Genomic DNA, 19,933 nt, shown 5'->3' with positions numbered 1-19,933 from the left:
GTCGCCCGTACGGGATCCGGGGGCAGCCTCAGCGTGGTGATGGCCGTGGCGAGCATCTGGTAATGCCCGACGAGGAGCAGGAACTCGATGGTGGCGGCCTCGTCCAGGTGCTCGCGCAGCCGCTGCCAGGTGACGTCGTCGAGGTCCTGGCTGTCCTGCAGCATGTCGGTCGCGGTCAGCAGGGCCCGCTCGCGCGCGCTCCAGCCCGGGGCGTCGGGCCCTGCGCGGATCCGGTCGACGTCGCCGGACGTGACTCCGGCGCGGCGGCCGAGGCGCCGGTGATGCTCGAACTCGTAGGCGCAGTCGCGGAGATGGGCGGTGCGCAGGATGACGAGTTCGGTCTCGCGGCGCGGGAGGGTGCCGCGCGGCATGAGCCGTCCGGCGAAGCGCAGCCAGCCACGGAAGAGGCGGCGGTGCCGGCCGAGGACGAGGAAGAGCGCGGGCGGCCGGGTGCCGCCGACGAGCCCGGCGGCCCTGCTCAACAGCCAGGTGAGACGGCCGACTTCGGCTCGGGTGCCGGGAGCGATACGGGGAACGGGACCGGTCGACGGCTCGTCGCGGGCCATGCCGCCGTGCGGCAGGCCGTGCCGCTCACCGCGCCGCCCCTCGCCGGGCGACGTGCCGCCCGTCGGGCCGTCACCCTTCGCCTCACCCTCGAACGGCCCTTCACCCACCGGCCCTTCACCCACCGGTCCGTCACCCACCGGCCCCGCGCCGCCCTCTCCCCTCACCGAACACCCCTGACCCGCGCCACCGCAGGACCTGGACCGGGGCCAGAACCAGCGCCAGCCGCAGAAGCTGAGCCGGTCGCCCTCTCCCCCGGCCGGGCCACCGCCGCCCCCAACACCCGTTGCGCGACCCGGTTCCAGGCGCGCATGGCCAGAACGTACAGTGGTGGGGCCAGGCACTGCAGGGCGTGCAGGACGCGGATGGCGCGTGAGGTGTGGACGAGGTAGCGGCCGCGGCGCATGCCGTCGAGGATCGTGGTGGCTACTTCCTCGGGGGACGCGGCCCGTTTCAGGAAGCGGGCCCGCAGCCGCCGGGCCGCCGGGCTGTCGCGGTCCACGCCGACGATCTCCACCGTGTCGGCGAGCGGCGTGGCCACCGCCCCCGGGCACACCAGGGTCACGCCGATGCGGTGCCGACGCAGATCGAAGCGGAGCACCTCGCTGACGCCGCGCAGGCCGAACTTGGCCGCGCTGTACGGGGCGTGCCAGGGCAGGCCGATCAGGCCCGCGGCCGAGGAGACGTTCACCAGGTGGCCGCCCCGCCGCGCCGCGATCATCGCGGGCAGGAAGGACTCGATCACGTGGATCGGTCCCATGAGGTCCACCTCCACGACGTCCCGCCAGTGCCGGTGCTCCAGCCTCTCGACGGTGCCCCAGGTCGAGATCCCGGCGACGTTCATCACGACGTCGGCCGGGCCGCCCTCGGCGTGGATCTCCTCGGCCAGGGCGCGCACCTCGTCGTACGCGGCGACGTCCGCCGCCTTGGCGTACGCGACCGTGCCGCCCGCTTCCCGTACGGACCGGACGGTGTCCTCCAGGGGGTCGGCGGCACGGTCCGTGAGGAGCAGCACCGCGCCTTCGGCGGCGGCCCGTTCGGCGAGGGCGCGGCCGATGCCGCCCGCCGCGCCGGTGAGGAACACGCGGCGCCCGGCGAGGCTCCGCACGCCGCGGCCACGCCGGGTCATGACGCGCTCCCCGTGGGGGCGGCACAGACACCGGAGGCAGTGGAGTCCGTGGAGACCGTGGAGTCCGTGGAGATCTCAGACCGGGCTGCGGCGGGATCGGCCACCTCCCGGACATGAGCGGTGAGGAAGCCGTCCATGATCTCGTTGACCTCCCGCGCATTCTGAGTGGGCGTCACATGACCGCCGTACGCGATGACATGACGCTCATCGGGCGCCAGCGCGCGGATCGTCCCGGCGGCCCGGCCGAGCGGCAGGACGCGGTTCTCCTCGCCGTGGAGCACGCAGATCGGCAGGCCGGCGAGCGCGCGCGAGCGCTCCAGCGGCCCGAACGTGCCGATGTCCTCGCCGAGTTTGACCAGTGACACCGTCTGGCCGGGGTCGCGGTAGAGGGCGGACAGACGCCCCATGAACGCCCGGTCGCCGCCGCGACCGAACAACAGCCGCCGGAATACGGGGGCTTGGAGCCGCCACGGCAGCCGGAGACCGGCGACGCGGCGCAGCAGCGGTCGCAGGCGTGCGTTCCGTTGCAGCCGGATCACCGGGCCGAGTCCGCCCGCCGCGGCGATCCGGGCGGTCACGACGTTGATGAGCACGAGGGCCTTCACCCGCCCGGGGTGCCGCTCGGCGTAACGCACCGACGTGGCACTGCCGATGCAGTTGCCGACCAACACGACCTGTTTCAGACCGAGTTCGTCGACCAGGTGCTCCAGCATGCGCAGGTACAGGCCCTGGTCGTGGGGGTCGTCGGGCCGCCGGTCCGAGCGGCCGTAGCCGACGAGGTCGGGGGCGATCACGTCGTACCGCTCGCCGAAGTGCGCGATCTGGCGGTGCCACAGTTCGTGCGAGGCACCGGCGTTGTGCAGGAACACCAGAGGGGTTCCGCTGCCCCTGCGCTCGTACCAGACGCGTATGCCGTCGAACTCGAACCAGTTCATGGGGCCGCCCTCCGGTCGCCTCGGCACGCGCTCGTGCGCTCACCGGCACGGAATGTACCATCGGGAATATTCGCCTGGGTACACTCGCTGCTTACAATCGCGGGGTGACTGCATCAAGTTCAGCGCGTTCTTCGGCAGCCCCCGACGCCCCGCGACGCCGCTACGCCCCGCGCCAGCCCCGCGAGCTCCGCCGCGCGCAGATCCTCGACGCGGCGGCCCGGCTGATCGCGGAGCACGGCTGGCGGGGGATGACGATGGAGCGCGTCGCCGCCGAGGCCGGGGTGGCCAAGTCCGTGAGCTATGCGATCTTCGCGTCACAGGCGGGACTTCAGCGCGCCGTGCTGCTGCGGGCGCAGGAGGTCACCCAGGAGCGTGTCACCAAGGCTCTCGCGGCGGGGCGGGAGGCGGACAGCGTGGCGGCCGGGCTCGGCGCGGGTCTGACCGTCTACCTGGAGAGCGTCGCGAGTGAACCCGCCATCTCCAAGCTGGTGCTGCTGCCGATCGAGGGCGCGCCGGAGGCCGTTCGGGAGGCCATCCGCGAGGGCCGCGAACGGGTGCGCCGCCAGATCCTCGCCGTCGTCGAGGACCGGCTCGCCCACGCCCACGACCACGACCACGCCGGCGTCGCACTCGACGTCGAACTCGTCGCCCACCTCGTGCGCGACAACGCCGAGCATCTCGCCCGGCTGCTGGTCGAGCAGCCCGAGACGTTCACGCCGGAGCGCCTCGCCACGTCCGTGACGGCGCTGGTCCGGGCCGTGGCGCCCTGACCGCTGCGACATCGCCACGGCGCACGGCGGCACGCTCACGGCGGCACGCTCACGGCGGCACGCTCACGGCGGGGCCGCCCGCCGTGGGACCGCCCGCCACAGGACCGCCCGCCGTGGGGCAGGGCGCCGACGGGCAAGGCGTCGCCTTCACGTTGCGGCTGCCCCTGTCCTCGACGGCAACCGCTCCCTCTTACGGGGCGGCCGGCGGCGGCGGAAGCGTCGTGTCCCGCGCCGCGGTCGGCGGCAGGCCCAGCTCCTCGTAGGGCCCACCGAGGGGAGGGGGAATGTCGTGGGCCGCCAACTGGGTGCGCAGGTCCGCCAGTTCGGTGCGGAGGTCCTGGGCCTCGTGGTAAGTCCCGTACAGATATCGGACCTTGGTGCGCAGGATCAACGGGTCGACGGGCTTCATGACGACGTCGGCCACGCCGAGGCGGAAGGCCGAGAGCGACTCCTCGTGGGTCAGCCCGAAGCCGCTGATCAGAATGATCGGGATGTGCTGGGTCTGTTCCAGGCCGCGGGCGTAGCGCACCACGTCCAGGCCGTTGATCCCGGGCATGCGCAGGTCGAGCAGGATCAGTCCGACGTGGCCGTGCAGGAGCTCCTTGAGCGCCGCCTCGCCACTGGTCGCGCACGCGAGCTCATGGCCGAGGGGGGCCAGTGCGCTCTCCAGCGCGAACAAGGTGTCCTCGTGGTCGTCGACGACGAGGATCCTGGGGTCTTCCGGCATGGCCTAGAGCCCCCCTCTCTCACGTGTCCACCGTACGCCCATGGGGTATGGGGTCGCCTCGCATTGCCCCAACTCCCGTGGCGGACCCGGGATCTACCCGCCCCGGCCACCGGCTACGCCTCACCCCCGACGCCGGTCAGCTCTCTTCCCCCGCTTCCACGCCCAGCAGCCCCCGGAACGCCTCCGCCCCCTCCGGCGTCACCCGCACCGCCCGCCCCGAGCCCACACGCCGCACCCAGCTCCGCTCCAGCGCCGTGGCACACAGCGCGGCACCGAGGACGCCCGCCAGGTGCGGGCGCCGCTCCGTCCAGTCCAGGCAACTGCGCACCAGGGGCCGCCTGCTTCGCGCAGGACGCCGATATCCCAGCGCATCGGCCAGCCAATCCGCCCCCGCCGGGGTGACGGCGAGCCCGGCGTCGTCGGCGACGAGCCTCTTCGCGATCATCGCGTCGGCCAGGGCCACGCCGAGCCGTCCGGCCAGGTGGTCGTAGCAGGTACGCGCCCTGGCCTCGGCGTTGAGCCGCCCCGACTGCCGCAGATTCCGCGGCCGTCGACGGTCGGCACCATCCGAGACGCCCGGCGTGGCTTGCGCATCCGGCGCGTACGAGACAAGCGCCTCGATGAGCGCGGCCGCCTCCGGCCCGGCGAGCCGGACGTACCGGTGCCTGCCCTGGCGCTCCTCGGCCAGCAGCCCGCCCGCGATCAGCCGGGAGAGGTGCTCGCTCGCGGTGGAGGGCCGCACGCCCGCGTACCGGGCGAGCTCGCCCGCGGTCCAGGCACGGCCGTCGAGCAGGGCCTGGCAGAAGGCGGCGCGGGTGCGGTCGGCGAGCAGGGCGGCGGTCTCGGCGAGAGGGGACATGCGGTCATGATGCCCCCGGCACGGTTCGGCCGGGACCGAACAGTCCCGGGCCTAGCGTCGGGGCATGGATGGCGCAGAGGCAGTGCAGTCGGTGCACGAGTTCGACACGTACGAGGACGTACGGGCGGCCCTGGCCGATCCGGCGCTCGTCCCCGAACTCCCGCCCGCGCGGGGCGAGGCGGCCCAGGTCGGCGCGAGCGTCGCCTGGCTGCGGGCGACGGTGGCCCGCTTCAGCCACGGGGAGCCGCACCGGCGGCGCCGGGCCCTGGTCGAGGCGGAGTTGGCGCGGCTGGAACCGGCGGTGCTGTGGGAGAGGGCGACGGAGACCGGTGCGGAGCCGGGGTCGCCCTCGGGCTACGAGGACCTGTCCTCGCTCCGCGTACGCGTGGTGCGCACTCTCGCCGAGGCCCTGGGCCTGCCGGACCCGGCGGGGGTGGCGGCGGACGTGGCCACGGTCGCCGGGGCCTACTTCGGCGGGGAGGTTCCGGGGGCGGACGAGGCGGTGGCGCGGCTGGTGGGGAGGCTGGCGGGGAGGCTGGCGGGGAGGCTGACGCCAACGGCAGCCGCTGGTAGGGATGTTGAGGGCACCGGCCGTGCGGGGCGGGACAGCGAGCGTGACGAGGCGCGGGAGCGCGAGCGTGACGAGGCGCGGGAGCGCGAACCTGACCAGGCACGGAAGCGCGAACCTGACCAGGCACGGAAGCGCGAACCTGACCAGGCACGGAAGCGCGAACCTGACCAGGCACGGAAGCGCGAACCTGACTCGGCGCGAGGCGACAAGCGTCACGCCGCTTCGGGACGCGAGCTTCATGCGGCGCGGGGAAGCGCCCACGAGGCCGCGCCGCCCCTCGGCCCACGGGCGAGCGCACGTGAGGTCTCCCTCGACCCCACCCTCGAAACCCCCGCCAACGTCATCGGCCTCCTCGTCCAGGCATGCGACGCCACCGCGTCACTCGTCGACGCCGCCACCGCCGGTGACGACGTCGGCGCGCCCCTCGCGAGGGTGCTGCGGCAGCGCCCGCCCCTGCGGACCATGCGGCGCGTGGCCGTCCGGCCCACCCGGGTCGCGGGGCGCCGCATCGCCCCGGGCGACCTCGTACTGCTGCACGTCGCCACCGCTCACCGCACGCACCCCGCACCCCTCACCTTCGGCGCCGCGCCCCGCGTCTGCCCCGGCCGTGCCCACGCCCTGGCCCTTTCGGAGGGCCTGCGGAAGCGGCCGCTGTCCGCCTTCGCCCGGCTGCACCACCAGGCCACACCGCTGCTCCTGCCCAACGCGTGGGACCACGCCTCCGCCGCCGCGCTCGCGGCCGAGGGGTTCGCGGCCGTCGGCACCACCAGCCTCGGCGTGGCCGCGGCCGCCGGGGTCCCGGACGGGGCGGGCGCGGCGGCGGACGCGACGCTGGACCTGGCCCGGCGGCTCGGGCGGCGCGGCGCGTTTCTCTTCAGTGTCGACGTCGAAGGCGGCTTCAGTGACGACGCGGCTGAAGTGGCCGCCCTGGCAAGCGCGTTGCACGAAGCGGGGGCCGCGGGGATCAACCTCGAGGACGGCCGTTCCGACGGCTCCCTCGCACCCGCCGAGCTGCACGCCGCGAAGATCGAGGCCGTCAAGGCCGCCGTTCCCGGGCTGTTCGTGAACGCCCGTACCGACACCCACTGGCTGGGCCTGCGGCAGGACGAGACGGCCGCGCGCCTCGCCCGCTATGAACAGGCCGGTGCCGACGGGGTGTTCGTGCCCGGCCTCGCGGACCGGGAGGGCATCGCCGCGCTCGCCGCCACCGTCCTCGTCCCGCTCAACGTCCTCCACACCCCGGCCGGGCCCACCCTCGCCGAACTGTCCGCCCTCGGCGTCCGCCGGGTCAGCCTCGGCTCGCTCCTGTACCGGTCCGCCCTGGCCGCAGCGGTCAGCACCGCGACCGCCGTCCGCGACGGGCACGCCCTCCCCGAGGGCCCGCGCCCCTTCACGTACGACGAAGTGCAGGAGCTGACGACGAAGCGCAGGAGCTGAAGCCGCGCAGTGCAGGGGCTGAAGCCGCAGTGCAGGGGCTGAAGCCGCAGTGCTGGCGCTGAAGCCGCAGTGCTGGTGCTGACGGCAACACCCGGTCATCGCAACCAATGACAAAGTCGCCCAAAAGGCGGAATCCGCCGGCCCCACCCACACTGGTACCCATGAGTGCGAGCGACGGACACCCGGCCCCGGACGGCATGGAATCCGGCGGCCGGACGGTCGGCGCCGCGGCCGCGCAGCGACAGGGCAGCCCCGGGGAGGACCCCAGACGCTGGTGGGCGCTGGTCGTGATCGCCATGGCCCAGCTCATGGTCGTCCTGGACGCCACGATCGTGAACATCGCCCTGCCCTCCGCCCAGCGCGCCCTCGGCATGTCCGACGGCAACCGGCAGTGGGTGATCACCGCGTACACGCTCGCCTTCGGCGGGCTGCTGCTGCTCGGCGGGCGCGTCGCCGACCTCGTGGGCCGCAAGAGGACCTTCCTCATCGGCCTCGTCGGCTTCGCCGCCGCCTCCGCGCTCGGCGGTGCCGCGGCCAACTCCGGCATGCTCTTCGGCGCCCGCGCCCTCCAGGGCGTGTTCGCGGCGATCCTGGCGCCGTCCGCGCTGTCCCTGCTGACCACGACGTTCACCGACCCCAAGGAGCGCGGCAAAGCCTTCGGGATCTACGGCGCCCTCGCGGGCGGCGGCAGCGCGATCGGGCTGATCGCGGGCGGGCTGCTCACCGAGTACCTGGACTGGCGCTGGTGCCTGTACGTGAACATCCCCATCGCCCTCCTCGCGTTCTTCGGCGCCATGGCCCTCCTGCACGACCTGCCGGGCCACCGCGACGCGGCCCTGGACGTCCCCGGCGTCCTGCTCGGCTGCGGCGGGCTCGTCGCGATCGTGTACGGGTTCAGCGAGGCCGAGCCGCGGGGCTGGAGCGACGGCCTGGTCCTCACGCTGCTGTGCGCCGGTGCCGTGCTGCTCGTGGCCTTCGTGTGGTGGCAGTCGCGCGCGGCCAGCCCGCTGCTGCCCCTGCACATCATCAAGAACCGCAACCGCCTGGGGTCGTTCACGACGATGGGCCTCGCGACCATCGGCATGTTCGGGGTGTTCCTGTTCCTCACGTACTACCTCCAGGTCACCCTGGAGTACTCGCCCGTGAAGACCGGGCTCGCCTATCTCCCGATGACGGCCGCGATCATCATCGGCTCGACCCAGATATCGGCCCGGCTGCTGCCGCACACCCCGCCGCGCTATCTGATGGCCCCCGGCATGCTCCTCGCCACGCTCGGCATGATCCTGCTGACCCGCATCACGGTGAACTCCGAGTACGCCACCCACGTCCTGCCCGCGATCGTGGTGTTGGGCCTCGGCATGGGCCTGACCTTCATGCCGGTCTTCGCGACCGCCACGGACGGGGTCGCCCCGAGGGACGCGGGCGTCACCTCCGCGACGGTCAACACCTTCCAGCAGGTGGGCGGTTCGATCGGCACGGCCCTGCTCAACACCATCGCGACCACTACCGCCACCACCTACGTCGCCTCTCATCTGCGCGACCCGGCCCAGAAGGCCCTGGTCGCCAACGAAGGCATGGTGCACGGCTTCACGGTGGCCATCTGGTGGGCCGCCGGGTTCATGTTCCTCGGCGCCGTGGTGGCCGCGCTGATGGTGACGGCCGGTGCACCCAAGCACGCCCCCGTGCCGGACGTGAGCGGCGTCTGACCCGGGCCGGGCTCCCCACTGCCAGTCCCCCTGCCGGCCCTCCCCCTGTCAGTCCTCGCTGTCAGTCCTCGCTGTCCGTGAGGTAGCGCGCGACGGGGCCGAAGGTCAGCATTCCGCTGGCCGCGCCCGCGAGTTCGGCGGCCGCAGGGCGCAGCCGGGCCCTGGCCCGCTCCAAGGCCGCGGTGTCGTCGGCGCGCAGAGCGGCTTCGACGGTGAGACAGCACAGGGCTTCGTAGAGGAGGTCGGGCGGCGGCTCCGGGAGTCGGCGCAGGGCCGCGCGTGCGGCATCGCGCCGCCCCGCCCCGGCCAGAGCGAGCGCCTCGGCCCAGGGCCGGTACGGCCCCCAGTCCTGGTCCAGGTCGACCCGGGGCGGGCGGCCGTGGGCGAGCCGCAGCCCGAGGAGCGCGAGGGGCAGCAGCCCCGTCCGTACGCCGGGCATCCCGGCGCCGTCCAGGCGCACGGCGGCACTTCGGTACGCGGCCTCGACCCGCTCTCCCGCCTCCTCCGCCTCGCCCGACGCGGCCAGCTTCAGCACCTCGTACCACTGCGTGAACACGCCTACGAGGGGCAGTTCATGACGGTCCGCCAACTGCTGTGCCCTGGTGGCGTGTTCGTCGGCGCGCGGGAAGTCCGCGAGGGCCGCGCAGGCTTGGAGTCGGACGAGATGACCGAGCACCTCGTAGGTCACCAGGCCGTGGCGGGCGGCCAGTTCGACGAGTTCGGCGCCGATCGCGTCGCGCCGGGGTGCGCCGCCCGCCCTCGTGCAGGACTGCATGTAGCTGCCGTTGAGGGCGAAGGCGAGCAACGCGGGGTCGTCGAGGCGGCGCGCGATCAGCTCCGCCTCGCGGGCGGCCTCGGGTCCGCGGGTGGTGCGCAGGCCCCGGGTCTCCAGGGCGACGGTGGCGAGCAGACGGCAGCGCGCGGCGTCGACGGGAGTGACGGCGTGGGCGTGGGTGTGGCCCTGGGCGCGGGTGTCGGTGTGGGATTGGGGGGCGGGCAGGCGGGCGAGGGTGCGTTCGGCGGCGGCAACGATGTGGCGGGCGAGCTCGGGGTCGTCGCTGCGGGTCCAGTTGGCGGGGACGTCGAAGCCGCCGATGACGCGGGCGGTCAGCTCCGGGTCACCGAGTTCCTCGGCCGCCGCGATGGCCGCCATCCGCTGCTTCCGAGCGGCCTCCAGGCCGTCCGGCCCGGTCACCGCGAGCGTACGCAGCAGCCCGACCGTCGACTCGAGGCGAGCACGGGCGCCGCCGGAGACGACGCGGTCGTAGGCGGCGGCCGCCTGGGTCCAGAGCTGGGCGGGGGCGAGGGCTGGAGTGGAGGCGGGGGCGGGAGCAGACGCCGGAGCCGGAGCGGAAGCGGGAGCCGGGGCGGAAGCCGGAACCGGAGCCGGGGCAGAAGCAGACGCCGGAGCCGAAGCCGAAGCCGGGGCGGAAGCAGACGCCGAAGCCGGAGCGGAAGCGGGAGCCGGGGCGGGGGCGGAAGCCGAGGCGGGAGCGGGGGCGGAAGCCGGAGCCGGAGCGGAAGCGGGAGCAGGAGCCGCGGCGGAAACGGACGCTGAAGCCGAAGCCGGGGCGGAAGCGGACGCCGGAGCCGAAGCCGAAGCCGGGGCAGAAGCAGACGCCGGAGCCGGAGCCGGAGCGGAAGCCGAGGCGGGAGCAGGAGCCGGGGCAAGTGCTGGGTCCTGGGCCAGGATTGACGCCTCCATGCGGCGCAGCGCGGGGCCCGGATCCACCCCCAGTTGCTCGATCAGTGTCGCCCGCGCCCGGCGCAGGACCGCGAGGGCGTCGCCCTGGCGGCCCTCCCGGTACAGCGCGAGCGCGAGGAGGCGCCAGCCGTCCTCGCGCCAGGGGTGCTCGACGACGTGCACGTCCAGGTCGGGCACCGCCTCCGCGGAGCGGCCGAGGGCGAGCAGGGCCTCGGCCCGCCGCTCCCCCGCCTGCAGCCGCAGCTCGGCGAGGCGGGACCGCTCCCCGCGCGCCCAGTCCTCCTCCGCGAACTCCGCGTAGGCCGGGCCGCGCCACAGGGCCAGGGCATCGTCGAGGCGCCGGAGCGCCGTCGCGGGCGCGAGCCGGGGCGCCTGCGTGACCGCGGCCTCGAAGTGCCAGGCGTCGACCGCGTCCGGGTGCGCAGCGCGCAGCGCGTACCCCGGGCCCTCCGTCACGAGCAGCCGCGCGGGCGCCCGGCGCGGCCGGTCGGGCTCCAGGGCCCGGCGCAGGTCGGCCACGAAGGTCCGCACCGCGCCCACGGCGCGCGGCGGCGGCTCCTCCCACAGGTCCTCGACCAGGCGGGTCACCGGTACGACACGGCGGCGGGCGACGATCAGACGGGCGAGGACGGCCCGGTGCCGTCGCCCTTTCAGCGCGATCGGAGCCCCGCCCGACCATCCGCCCCCGTCGGCCGGGGCGTCCAATCCGTCCGAGCCGCCCGCGCCGTCCACGCAGTCCGAGGCGTCCACGCAGTCCGAGCCGTCCACGCCGTCCTGGGCAGCCACCGCGGCCACCGCGGCCACCGGCCCCAGCACACCGAACCTGACCTGGCCCATGGCCGCCTCTCGCGTCGCTCCTGCGCTCACCGGCCACCGTACGTGCTGATCGGCTGCTGATTCGCGGGCGGCAGTCTCGACGGCACAGGGGCCCGAGACACGGCCCCCGGTCCCCGGTTCCGGAAGGCCCACCATGACTGACCCCACCCTTGCCCCCGCCGTTCCCACGATTCCCGCCGTTCCCGCCACTCCCTCTGCCCCTGCCGCTCCCGCCATTCCCGGCTTCACCTACCGCCACGTCCCCGGAGCCGACGGCGTCCGCCTCAACGTCGCCGTCGGCGGCTCCGGCACCCCCGTCGTCCTGCTCCACGGCTTCCCGCAGACCCACCTCATGTGGCGGCACGTCGCCGTCGAGCTGGCCGCCGAGCACACCGTGATCTGCCCCGACCTGCGCGGCTACGGCGCCAGCGACAAGCCCGCCGCCAGCGGCGCGGCCACCTACTCCAAGCGCACCATGGCCGCCGACGTCGTCGCGCTCGCCCGCACGCTGGGGCACGAGCGGTTCGCGCTGGTCGGGCACGACCGGGGCGCCCTCGTCGCGATCCGCGCCGGGCTCGACCACCCGGAGGCCGTCACGCACCTCGCGTCCCTCGACGTCCTGCCGACGCTCGACTCGTGGGACGTGCTGCGCGGCACCACCGCCGCCGTGGCCTTCCATCTGTTCCTGATGGCCCAACCGCCGGGCCTGCCGGAGCAGTTGATCGGTGCGTGCCCCGACGTGTTCTTCGGTCACTTCCTCGACGTCTGGGCGCGCGACCCCGCGGCGATCCCCGCCGACGTGCGCGCCGCCTATCTGGCCGCGTCGCGCGCGGCGGTGCCGTCGATCGTCGCGGACGTACGGGCCTCCGCCGGCATCGACGTCGAGCACGACCGGGCCGACCGCGCCGCGGGCCGCCGGCTCGCCATGCCCGTCAGCGTGCTGCAGCAGGACTGGGGCGCCGCCCTCGGCTTCGACGCCGCGGAGCTGTGGCGCGCCTGGGCGCCGGACCTGCGGCACGCCACCGTCTCCTGCGGTCACTTCATGGCCGAGGAGGCTCCGGAGGAAGTGAGCTCCGCCGTACGGGAGTTGCTCACCCGCTGACGGTGCGGAGCAGCGTGCGCAGGGCGTGGTCGAGGGTCTCGCGCTCGGCGGGCGTGAGGGGGGCGAGGAGCCGGGTCTCGTTGGCGGCGTGGTCGGTGACTGCGGCGTCGACGACCTCGTGGCCGTGCTCCGTGAGCGCGACCTGGAAGCTGCGGCGGTCGGCGGGGTCGAGGCGGCGCTCGACGAGCCCGGCCGCCTCGAGCCGGTCGAGCCGGTTGGTCATGCCCGCCCGGGACAGCATCAGGGTCTTCGACAGCGCGGAGGGGATCAGGGTGTACGGCGGGCCGGAGCGGCGCAGCGCCGCCAGTACGTCGAACTCGCCCCGGCGCAGGCCGTGTTGGACGAACACCTCCTCCATGGCGGGGGCCAGCAGCAGCGCCAGCTGCCCCAGCCGTCCGAAGGTTCCCATCGCCGCGAGATCGAGGTCCGGCCGCTCGGCCCGCCACTGGTCGATGATCGCGTCGACCGCGTCCCGGCCTTCCGTCATGTCGTTCCGCTCTTCCGTCACGCACCCAGCTTATTCGACGCAAGATAATTAGATGCCGTACTATCTGGCGCAGAACTAGGTGCGAGGCAAGCAGGACGACGCGAAAGCAAAGGGGAGAGCCGTGTCCTTGATCACGCCCGGGAACCGGCAGGGAATCTTCGTGCGCGAGGCCGAGGCCGAGACGCTGGGCGGGGCGCACAGCACCGTGCGGCTCTTCGCCGATTCCAGCACCACCGGCGGCGCCCTGAGCGCGCAGCGCGTGACCCTCACCGGGGGCGCCGACGGGGCGGCGCCGCACCACCACACGACCGCGTCCGAGCTCTTCTTCGTCCTGGACGGGCGGCTGCAGGCGCTCGCGGGCGACGACGTGGTCACCGCGGACAAGGGGGACTTCCTCGTCGTCCCGGCGGGGATGCCGCACGCCTTCGCCGCCGAGCCGGGGTCCGACGCCGACGTACTCATCGTCATCACGCCCGGCGTGGAGCGCTTCGAGTACTTCCGGCTCCTCGACCGGGTCCGCAAGGGCACGGCCGACATCCAGGAGGTCCTGGACTCTCAGGAGCGCTTCGACAACTTCTTCCTGGAGAGCCCGGCCTGGAAGCGGGCCCGCGCACCCCACTGATCACCGCACCGGCCATCACGCCGGTCGCCGCACCGGCTGCCGCACCGGCTGCCGCACCTGCCACCGGAAGGCGGGATCTTCGCCCCGCGTCCGCGGGCCCAACGCCCCTGGGAGCACCGCATGCGCGCGCCGTACCGTGGAGGACAGTAGATGTAACCTGCACTCGAATAGGCAGTCCTTTCTTATGCCCTCCACCGCTCCACCTGCCAGTCCGCGATCGGAGGTGATCGCAGAGAACCGCGCCCCCATCCGGGGTCTGCTGCCGCTGTGCCTGAGCGAAGCAGCCGAGCGGTTCTCCTTAGCGGTCCTTCTACGGCATGAGGGCGGTTCTCGCCCTCTTCCTCGTCGACACCGCGAACGGCCTCGGCATGAGCCCGGCCACCGCCACCGCGCTCGTCGGCGCGTACCTGTCGGCCTGCTACTTCACCGCCCTGCCCGGCGGCTGGGTCGCTGACCGCGTCCTCGGCGCGCGCCGCGCGGCCGTGCTCGGCGGCGTCGTCATCCTCCTCGGCCACATCGCGCTCGCCTTCGAGCACGGGGCGGCCACCGTCTACACGGGCCTCGTCCTGATCGCCCTCGGCACCGGACTGCAGAAGCCCAACATGACGGCGCTCGTCGGCAAGCTCTTCGGGCACCGCAGCGACCAGGAGCGGGACGCCGCGTACAGCAAGTTCTACGCCAGCATCAACATCGGCGGCCTGCTCGCGACGCTCCTCGTGGGCTGGCTCGGCGTGCACTTCGGCTGGCCGGTGGCGTTCGGCGCGGCCGCGGTCGGCATGGCCTTCAGCCTGGTCGTGTTCCTCGCCAGCGGCGGCCTGCGCACCGTCGAGGACGGTCCGTCGCGCCCGCTCTCCGCGCACGAGCGGAGCCGGGTGCTGCGCGGCCTGGGCATCGGCTCGGTGGTCGTCGCGGCCGTCGTCGTCCTGGTGGCGCTCGCCGGCCGGCTGACGCTGTCGCACTCGCTGACCGCCTTCTCGGTCCTGGCGGTCGCCGCGCCCGTCTTCTACTTCACGAAGCTCTTCCGCACGAAGGGCCTCGACGAGCGCGGCCGCTCCGGAGTCCGCGCGTACGTCTGGCTGTTCGCCTCGGCGGTCCTCTTCTGGGCCATCTTCGACCTGGCGGCCTCGAACGTGCAGCTCTTCGCGGCGGACCACGTCGACATGATGGGGCTCCCCGACACCTGGCAGGCCGCGCTCAACCCGCTGATGATCGTGCTGTTCGCGGGCGTGCTCGCGGCGGTGTGGCGGCGGTTCAGCGTCTCGGCCCCGGCGAAGTTCTCCACCGGCCTCGCCCTGTGCGGCGCCTCGTTCCTGTTCCTCGCCATCGCGGCCACGCAGGCGACGGGAACCGTGCGGGTGTCCATCCTCTGGCTCGTGGGCCTGTACTTCCTGCAGACCCTGGGCGAGCTGTTCCTCAGCCCGACCGGCCTGTCGATCAGCCACAAGCTGGCGCCCGCGGGCATGGGTTCGCAGCTCGCCGGCCTGTTCTTCCTGTCCGCCTCCACGGGCGACGCGATCGGCAGCCAGGTCGCCTCGCACCTGACCGGCGCGACGCTCTACCTCACGCTGGGCTCGCTCGCGGTGGTCGCGGCGGCCGCGATGGCGGCGGGCACGCCGCGGATCCGGGCGCTGATCCAGGAGTAGCGGGAACAGCAAGAACAGAAGCGCCGAGAACAGCAAGAGCGCGCACGGCGACGGGAGTTGCGGGCGCCGGGCGGCTGCCGTGCGTCAGCTCGCCCGGCGCCCGTGGTGCATCAGTCTGCCGACCGCGCGCCGTGCGCTCGGGAGCATGCCGTGCGTCCCGTGCGGCGGGGTCCGATCCGCTCCGTCCGCCGCGCCCCCGGTGCCCGTCGCCTCGCCCGCCGCACACGGCACCGCTCGTCCCGGCCGCTCCCAGGCGCAGGGCGGGTCCGGTCTGGCTCCGCACTCCCGGGCGTTCTCCTTCAGGGCGAGGCTGACCAGGCACAGGAGCAGGTCGATGTCGGTGTCGCAGTCGAGCAGCACCGTCACCCAGGCAGCGCCGGGCATCACCCGGATCGCGCTGCTGTGCCGCAGCTGGGGCAGGATCCGCTCCACGCCACCCCGGGTGAGGCACACGTCGGCGGCGTCCTCGGAGTGGAAGTGAACGATGTCGTGGTCCGCCGTGGCGATGCCGTGCCCGATCGCACACCTAGGCGGACCACTTACCAAGTTCGGCCAGGACTCCAGCTGGGCCATGGCGCGATGGACCGCGGTCATAACCCCATCCTTGCGCACCCTTCACCCGCTGGACACCCCTCTCAACCCTCCCCTTCGCCACGGCGGCGAAACGGGCGGCCGGGGAGGGGAGTTCAGCTGCCAGGAGGCAGCTCAGATGGAGTCGCCGCTGTTGTTGCTGCCACCCGTCCTCCGGTTCCTCTTCGCCGACTTCCTGGCGGCCTCTCCGATTGCGACCGCCACCGCGCCGACGCCGCGCGCCCACCGGGGCCCGCCGCGCTCTCCCCACATCCCCACAGCCAGGCCCGCCACCACGAGCACCAGCACACCGATGAGCACCACGATCGCCATGCCCGACCGCCCCCGTTCTTCTCTCTGTCTCTCGCGGCGTCCGGTCTCGGCCGCCGTCCGTGACAGTGATCATCACAGATGCAGCGCGTCGATCGCCTGTTCGGCCATCTTGGACTCCCCCAGGGCGTTGGGGTGCACGGGGACGATGTTCGTGCCGAAGAGGACGGGCTCGATCCAGCGGGTGCCCGCGGGCTGACAGGCGTCGTGCCCCTCGGAGACGCCGGACAGGTCGACGTAGGTGGCACCGGTCTCGGACGCCGCGCGCTGCACCGCCTTGTTCAAGTGGGTCTGCAGGTCCCGGAGATAGGGCACGTCGCCCGTGGCCACCGGCATCTTCGCGAAGCAGCCCGGGGCGGCCTGCGCGGGCAGGATCCACGGGTAGCCGAGGATCGCCACCTGCGCGCCGGGCGACTTGGCCTTCACCGCGGCGAGCGCCTGCTTGACCGCCGGGTACGTGACGGTGTCGACCTTCTCGGTGAAGGAGTCCTTGTAGAGGTCCTTGCACGGGCTGCCCTTGCCGCCCGTGAGGATGCCCGCCGAGCCGCAGGCGAGGATCGCGCTGATGAAGGTGTTGTTGTCGTTGCCGCCGATCGTCATCGTGACCAGATCGGTGCCCTTGCCGAGCGCGTCGAGCTGCGGGGCGACGCCGGGGTACTGCGACCCGGCGAAGTCCTTGGTCTGGGCGCCGCCGCAGGTCACGTCGGTGAGCTCGGCGCCGGTTCGCCGGGCGATGACGTGGGGGTAGTTGGCGGCGGCGCGGGCGCACAGGAGGGGCGCGGCGGGGTCCAGCGGCAGGACGCCGGAGCCCGCGCTGTAGCTGTCGCCCATGGCGACGTAGGAGAGCCCGTCGGCGGTGGGACGGGGGACGGCCGCGGCGGGGGTCGGTGCGGCGAGACCGAGGGCCGCGGTTCCCGCCGCGGCGACGAGGGCCGCGAGGCTTCTGGCACGTACGCGGATCGGCATCCGATTCTCCTTTGAATCCGACGTGCGGGGGCACGAGGGCATGGCGCAGCGCCGTACGGCGGCGGCATGGGTGACTCGTCAGGGAAGGGTGGGGGGAAGTGCCGGGTGCGGCATCGCGAGCTCAACTCCCCTTTTGTTACCTGGGAGTTAAGTGGTGCAGCGTTGAAGTTACTGACAGGTTTGAATACGCGTCAATAGGCGTGCAGCCGCCTTCGCGCAGACGGTCACAACTTCCTCATGTCCACGACATCGCCACAGGTTCGACCCACGACGTTCATACGGTGACGCGGCCACCCGTGGCACCCTCCCGGTGTCGAAGCAGTCAACTCGCGTAGACCGCCCGTTCCTTGGGCCCCACCGGTCGCCGTGCGCGAGTACCGCCCGGGAAAGGACTCCCCCCACATGCCCGACTCCCACATACGACGCCCCCGCACCCGGCACTGGAAGCCGCTGGCCCTGACGGCCGCCGCGGTCCTCGTCGGCCTCACCGTCCCGGCCGCCGCGGACGCCACGACCACCACCGCGGCCTCCGGGTCCACGAGCGCGGTCGACGACTACTACAAGGACGCCGAGGGCAAGACCGGACCGGCCCTCAAGAGCGCCCTGCACACCATCATCAGCAAGCAGACGAAGCTCTCGTACGACCAGGTCTGGGACGCCCTGAAGGTCACCGACCAGGACCCCGGCAACAGCGCGAACGTGATCCTGCTCTACAGCGGGCGCTCACAGAGCAAGGACAGCAACGGCGGCGACGCGAACGACTGGAACCGCGAGCACGTCTGGGCCAAGTCCCACGGCGACTTCGGCACCGCGACCGGCCCCGGCACGGACGTCCACCACCTGCGCCCCGAGGACGTCACGGTCAACAGCACGCGCGGCAACAAGGACTTCGACAACGGCGGCAGCCCCGTCGACGAGGCCCCCGGCAGCCTCACGGACTCCGACTCCTTCGAGCCCCGCGACGCCGTCAAGGGCGACGTCGCCCGCATGATCCTCTACATGGCGGTCCGCTACGACGGCGACGACGGCTTCCCCGACCTGGAGCCCAACGACAAGGTCGACAACGGCAGCGCCCCCGCCATCGGCCGCCTCTCCGTCCTGAAGCAGTGGAGCGACGAGGACCCGCCGGACGCCTTCGAGAAGAACCGGAACCAGGTCATCTACGACAAGTTCCAGCACAACCGCAACCCGTTCATCGACCACCCGGAGTGGGTCGAGTCGATCTGGTAGCGGAGCCCCTACCTCGCTGCCCGTCCCGCTCGCTCCGGCTCCCGGAACGAGCGGGACACCCTGCGGGCCAGGGGCAGCACGGCCGCGCCGAGCAGGAACCCGTAACAGGCCACCAGGCCATGGCCGTTGTCCTGCGCCAGCCACATGACGAGGCCGAGCGCGGGCACGGCCGCCGCCAGCAGCCGCTCCTTGGTGTCCCGGGTGGTCAGCAGGAGAGCCCCGGCGAGCGTCGCGGCCAGGAAGTACGTCGCGCCCGAACTGCCCGCGAAATTGCGCGGGTCGGTGCTGTGGGAGGTCTCGCCGAACAGCGCGTCGATCCGCTCGGGCAGCAGGATCCCCGCGGCGAACAGCACCAGCGTCAGCGGGCCGCGCCAGAACCACTGCGCGAGGGCGGCGATCACGGCGAGCGTCGCCAGGTTCCAGGCGGCGCCGAGGAAGCCCCCGTTCTGCATGAAGACCGAGGTGACCACGCGCCACCACCCGGACCTCCCCGGATCGGCGTCGAGCGCGTCCATCGCCCCGGACCAGGTGTGCTGGAGCACCACCCCGCCGATCGCGACGGCCGCGAGGCCCACGGCCACCCAGGGGACCGGCCGCCGGCGCACGGTGTCCTCACCGACCAGCGCCAGGCCGCCCTTGAACATCAGCACCAGCAGCGCCGCCGTCGTGACGTTGAACAGAATCGCGCCCACGCAGATCGATCCCCCATTGAAATGCCATCACCCCAGGTCAGAGCGCACATTAGCCCAGGAATTCAACGCTTTGATCAAGCAATGCAACACCTTGACCCAGGCATTGCGCACGTTGGTTCAGGGGGTGCGCGCCCCCGGTGACCGCAGCCACCCCCCGGCCCGCGCCGTCTCCCCCGCCACCCGCAGCAGGCGGGTGACCGCGGCACGGCCGGTGGCGCCCCGGGTGAGCAGGTGGAGTTCGATCGTGGCCGCCGGGGTCAGGGGGCGCCAGGCCAGGCCCGCCGGGAGGCTCGGGACGGCGGACTGGCCGACGACCGTCACCGCCCGGCCGCTCGCCACGGGCGTGTGCGCGGCGTCGAAGGAGAGCTGGCGCAGGCGCAGGCTCGGGGCGATGCCCGCCTGTTCGAAGATGCCCATGATCGCGTCGTAGTGGCCGGGGTTCTCCGCGCGCGGGTGCACGAGCAGCGTCTCCCCGGCGAGCGCGGTCACGTCGACGGCCGACCCGCTCTGCGCGAGCGGGTGGTCGGCGCGGAGCAGGACGCCCTGCGGCTCCAGCCTGACCAGCGTGCGTACGAGTTGAGGGGTGGGCGGCGGGCAGCGCACCAGGCCCGCGTCGAGCGTCCCGTCGGCCACCGCCGCGACGATCTCGGCCGTGGGCAGCAGCCGCGTCGTCGTGGTGAGGCCCGGGTGGCGCTCGGCCAGCGCGGCCAGGAGCGCGGGGGCCGTCTCGTAACCGGTGCTCGCGCTGTAGCCGAAGGACAGGGTGCCGTGCTCGCCCTCGGCGAAGCCGCGGATGTCCCGCCACAGCCGGTCCGCCTCCTCGCACAGCGCCGCGCCGCGCTCCATCAGGACGCGCCCGGCCTCGGTGGGCTCGACGGACTGGGTGGTGCGGTCCAGGAGCCTGACCCCCAACTCCTGTTCCAGCTGGCGTATCTGGCGGCTGAGCGCGGGCTGCGCGATGTGCAGCCGCTCGGCGGCGCGGGTGAAGTTCCGCTCCGCGGCGACCGCGAGGAAGTACCGGAGGCGACGCAGTTCAGACATGCCGGGGAGCATACGACCCGTCCTGACCTGC

18 protein-coding genes and 1 pseudogene are annotated in these 19,933 nt (G+C 73.4%); 7 read left to right on the top strand and 12 right to left on the bottom strand.

The genetic code is table 11. The annotated features are described in order from the left end of the window. Positions 1 to 5: 5 nt before the first annotated feature. The 3 genes and pseudogenes from ACQB60_RS42975 to ACQB60_RS42965 form a co-directional block, all read right to left on the bottom strand. Positions 6 to 566, bottom strand: a pseudogene (locus tag ACQB60_RS42975) (carboxymuconolactone decarboxylase family protein); the annotation flags it as partial. Positions 567 to 727: 161 nt separating this feature from the next. Beyond that, positions 728 to 1,693, bottom strand: coding sequence for an SDR family oxidoreductase (locus ACQB60_RS42970; protein ID WP_496931538.1), 966 nt, complete (start codon positions 1,691 to 1,693; stop codon positions 728 to 730). Further along, positions 1,690 to 2,628, bottom strand: a complete 939-nt coding sequence (locus ACQB60_RS42965; RefSeq protein ID WP_496931537.1) for an alpha/beta fold hydrolase — start codon at positions 2,626 to 2,628, stop codon at positions 1,690 to 1,692. Before ACQB60_RS42965 ends, ACQB60_RS42970 begins: the two co-directional genes overlap by 4 nt. A 104-nt stretch (positions 2,629 to 2,732) precedes the next feature. Here ACQB60_RS42965 and ACQB60_RS42960 point away from each other — a divergent pair, with 104 nt between their 5' ends. Continuing rightward, positions 2,733 to 3,398 carry a TetR/AcrR family transcriptional regulator gene (locus ACQB60_RS42960; protein WP_496931536.1) on the top strand — a complete coding sequence of 222 codons (666 nt, stop codon included), beginning with the start codon at positions 2,733 to 2,735 and terminating at the stop codon, positions 3,396 to 3,398. A gap of 190 nt (positions 3,399 to 3,588) precedes the next feature. On the opposite strand, the gene ACQB60_RS42955 is transcribed toward ACQB60_RS42960, so the two are convergent. Further along, positions 3,589 to 4,125: a response regulator gene (locus tag ACQB60_RS42955; RefSeq protein ID WP_496931535.1), complete on the bottom strand. Its 537-nt coding sequence runs from the start codon at positions 4,123 to 4,125 to the stop codon at positions 3,589 to 3,591. Positions 4,126 to 4,261: 136 nt separating this feature from the next. Continuing rightward, entirely contained in the window at positions 4,262 to 4,984 is a 723-nt protein-coding gene (locus ACQB60_RS42950) for an ArsR/SmtB family transcription factor (RefSeq protein ID WP_496931534.1), read from the bottom strand. Between the two features lie 64 nt (positions 4,985 to 5,048). On the opposite strand from ACQB60_RS42950, the gene ACQB60_RS42945 reads away from it, so the two are divergent. Both ACQB60_RS42945 and ACQB60_RS42940 read left to right on the top strand, forming a co-directional pair. Continuing rightward, the gene (locus ACQB60_RS42945) at positions 5,049 to 6,992 is read left to right on the top strand and encodes an isocitrate lyase/PEP mutase family protein (RefSeq protein ID WP_496931533.1); all 1,944 of its coding nucleotides are present in this window, start codon (positions 5,049 to 5,051) and stop codon (positions 6,990 to 6,992) included. 161 nt (positions 6,993 to 7,153) lie between these two features. Continuing rightward, complete coding sequence (locus ACQB60_RS42940) at positions 7,154 to 8,698, top strand: MFS transporter (protein WP_496931532.1); 1,545 nt, start codon at positions 7,154 to 7,156, stop codon at positions 8,696 to 8,698. A 61-nt stretch (positions 8,699 to 8,759) separates the two neighbouring features. On the opposite strand, the gene ACQB60_RS42935 is transcribed toward ACQB60_RS42940, so the two are convergent. After that, entirely contained in the window at positions 8,760 to 11,240 is a 2,481-nt protein-coding gene (locus tag ACQB60_RS42935) for an AfsR/SARP family transcriptional regulator (RefSeq protein WP_496931531.1), read from the bottom strand. Between the two features lie 133 nt (positions 11,241 to 11,373). On the opposite strand from ACQB60_RS42935, the gene ACQB60_RS42930 reads away from it, so the two are divergent. After that, positions 11,374 to 12,321: an alpha/beta fold hydrolase gene (locus ACQB60_RS42930; RefSeq protein ID WP_496931530.1), complete on the top strand. Its 948-nt coding sequence runs from the start codon at positions 11,374 to 11,376 to the stop codon at positions 12,319 to 12,321. Here ACQB60_RS42930 and ACQB60_RS42925 read toward each other — a convergent pair. After that, positions 12,311 to 12,808: a MarR family winged helix-turn-helix transcriptional regulator gene (locus tag ACQB60_RS42925; RefSeq protein WP_496931560.1), complete on the bottom strand. Its 498-nt coding sequence runs from the start codon at positions 12,806 to 12,808 to the stop codon at positions 12,311 to 12,313. The two genes, ACQB60_RS42930 and ACQB60_RS42925, sit on opposite strands and share 11 nt — an antisense overlap. A 121-nt stretch (positions 12,809 to 12,929) precedes the next feature. On the opposite strand from ACQB60_RS42925, the gene ACQB60_RS42920 reads away from it, so the two are divergent. Further along, positions 12,930 to 13,430, top strand: coding sequence for a cupin domain-containing protein (locus ACQB60_RS42920; RefSeq protein ID WP_496931529.1), 501 nt, complete (start codon positions 12,930 to 12,932; stop codon positions 13,428 to 13,430). A gap of 317 nt (positions 13,431 to 13,747) precedes the next feature. Then, positions 13,748 to 15,073, top strand: coding sequence for a peptide MFS transporter (locus ACQB60_RS42915; protein WP_496931528.1), 1,326 nt, complete (start codon positions 13,748 to 13,750; stop codon positions 15,071 to 15,073). An 84-nt stretch (positions 15,074 to 15,157) separates the two neighbouring features. Here the strand turns inward: ACQB60_RS42915 and ACQB60_RS42910 are convergent, their stop codons facing one another. From ACQB60_RS42910 to ACQB60_RS42900, 3 genes are all read right to left on the bottom strand, one after another. After that, positions 15,158 to 15,667, bottom strand: a complete 510-nt coding sequence (locus ACQB60_RS42910) for a luciferase domain-containing protein (RefSeq protein ID WP_496931527.1) — start codon at positions 15,665 to 15,667, stop codon at positions 15,158 to 15,160. A 111-nt stretch (positions 15,668 to 15,778) separates the two neighbouring features. Then, positions 15,779 to 15,976: a hypothetical protein gene (locus ACQB60_RS42905; protein ID WP_496931526.1), complete on the bottom strand. Its 198-nt coding sequence runs from the start codon at positions 15,974 to 15,976 to the stop codon at positions 15,779 to 15,781. Positions 15,977 to 16,048: 72 nt separating this feature from the next. Then, positions 16,049 to 16,939, bottom strand: a complete 891-nt coding sequence (locus tag ACQB60_RS42900; protein ID WP_496931525.1) for an SGNH/GDSL hydrolase family protein — start codon at positions 16,937 to 16,939, stop codon at positions 16,049 to 16,051. Between the two features lie 402 nt (positions 16,940 to 17,341). Between ACQB60_RS42900 and ACQB60_RS42895 the strand changes: the two genes are divergently transcribed. Further along, positions 17,342 to 18,169 carry an endonuclease I family protein gene (locus tag ACQB60_RS42895; RefSeq protein ID WP_496931524.1) on the top strand — a complete coding sequence of 276 codons (828 nt, stop codon included), beginning with the start codon at positions 17,342 to 17,344 and terminating at the stop codon, positions 18,167 to 18,169. A gap of 8 nt (positions 18,170 to 18,177) precedes the next feature. Here ACQB60_RS42895 and ACQB60_RS42890 read toward each other — a convergent pair whose 3' ends face one another. Together ACQB60_RS42890 and ACQB60_RS42885 are read right to left on the bottom strand one after the other, a co-directional pair. Further along, complete coding sequence (locus ACQB60_RS42890; protein ID WP_496931523.1) at positions 18,178 to 18,861, bottom strand: hypothetical protein; 684 nt, start codon at positions 18,859 to 18,861, stop codon at positions 18,178 to 18,180. Positions 18,862 to 18,978: 117 nt separating this feature from the next. Beyond that, the gene (locus ACQB60_RS42885; protein ID WP_496931522.1) at positions 18,979 to 19,902 is read right to left on the bottom strand and encodes a LysR family transcriptional regulator; all 924 of its coding nucleotides are present in this window, start codon (positions 19,900 to 19,902) and stop codon (positions 18,979 to 18,981) included. Positions 19,903 to 19,933 lie beyond the last annotated feature (31 nt).

This window comes from Streptomyces odontotermitis (assembly GCF_050510915.1).
Lineage (GTDB): Bacteria > Actinomycetota > Actinomycetes > Streptomycetales > Streptomycetaceae > Streptomyces.
This window is presented reverse-complemented; position numbering and strand designations above follow the sequence as displayed.

Bases quoted from the DNA above. Each gene is read 5' to 3' on its own strand.
- ACQB60_RS42885 (WP_496931522.1), bottom strand. From the start codon at position 19,902: ATGTCTGAACTGCGTCGCCTCCGGTACTTCCTCGCGGTCGCCGCGGAG.
- ACQB60_RS42940 (WP_496931532.1), top strand. From the start codon at position 7,154: ATGAGTGCGAGCGACGGACACCCGGCCCCGGACGGCATGGAATCCGGC.
- ACQB60_RS42950 (WP_496931534.1), bottom strand. From the start codon at position 4,984: ATGTCCCCTCTCGCCGAGACCGCCGCCCTGCTCGCCGACCGCACCCGC.
- ACQB60_RS42915 (WP_496931528.1), top strand. From the start codon at position 13,748: ATGAGGGCGGTTCTCGCCCTCTTCCTCGTCGACACCGCGAACGGCCTC.
- ACQB60_RS42965 (WP_496931537.1), bottom strand. From the start codon at position 2,628: ATGAACTGGTTCGAGTTCGACGGCATACGCGTCTGGTACGAGCGCAGG.
- ACQB60_RS42955 (WP_496931535.1), bottom strand. From the start codon at position 4,125: ATGCCGGAAGACCCCAGGATCCTCGTCGTCGACGACCACGAGGACACC.
- ACQB60_RS42895 (WP_496931524.1), top strand. From the start codon at position 17,342: ATGCCCGACTCCCACATACGACGCCCCCGCACCCGGCACTGGAAGCCG.
- ACQB60_RS42925 (WP_496931560.1), bottom strand. From the start codon at position 12,808: ATGACGGAAGGCCGGGACGCGGTCGACGCGATCATCGACCAGTGGCGG.
- ACQB60_RS42970 (WP_496931538.1), bottom strand. From the start codon at position 1,693: ATGACCCGGCGTGGCCGCGGCGTGCGGAGCCTCGCCGGGCGCCGCGTG.
- ACQB60_RS42930 (WP_496931530.1), top strand. From the start codon at position 11,374: ATGACTGACCCCACCCTTGCCCCCGCCGTTCCCACGATTCCCGCCGTT.
- ACQB60_RS42935 (WP_496931531.1), bottom strand. From the start codon at position 11,240: ATGGGCCAGGTCAGGTTCGGTGTGCTGGGGCCGGTGGCCGCGGTGGCC.
- ACQB60_RS42900 (WP_496931525.1), bottom strand. From the start codon at position 16,939: ATGCCGATCCGCGTACGTGCCAGAAGCCTCGCGGCCCTCGTCGCCGCG.
- ACQB60_RS42945 (WP_496931533.1), top strand. From the start codon at position 5,049: ATGGATGGCGCAGAGGCAGTGCAGTCGGTGCACGAGTTCGACACGTAC.
- ACQB60_RS42905 (WP_496931526.1), bottom strand. From the start codon at position 15,976: ATGGCGATCGTGGTGCTCATCGGTGTGCTGGTGCTCGTGGTGGCGGGC.
- ACQB60_RS42910 (WP_496931527.1), bottom strand. From the start codon at position 15,667: ATGACCGCGGTCCATCGCGCCATGGCCCAGCTGGAGTCCTGGCCGAAC.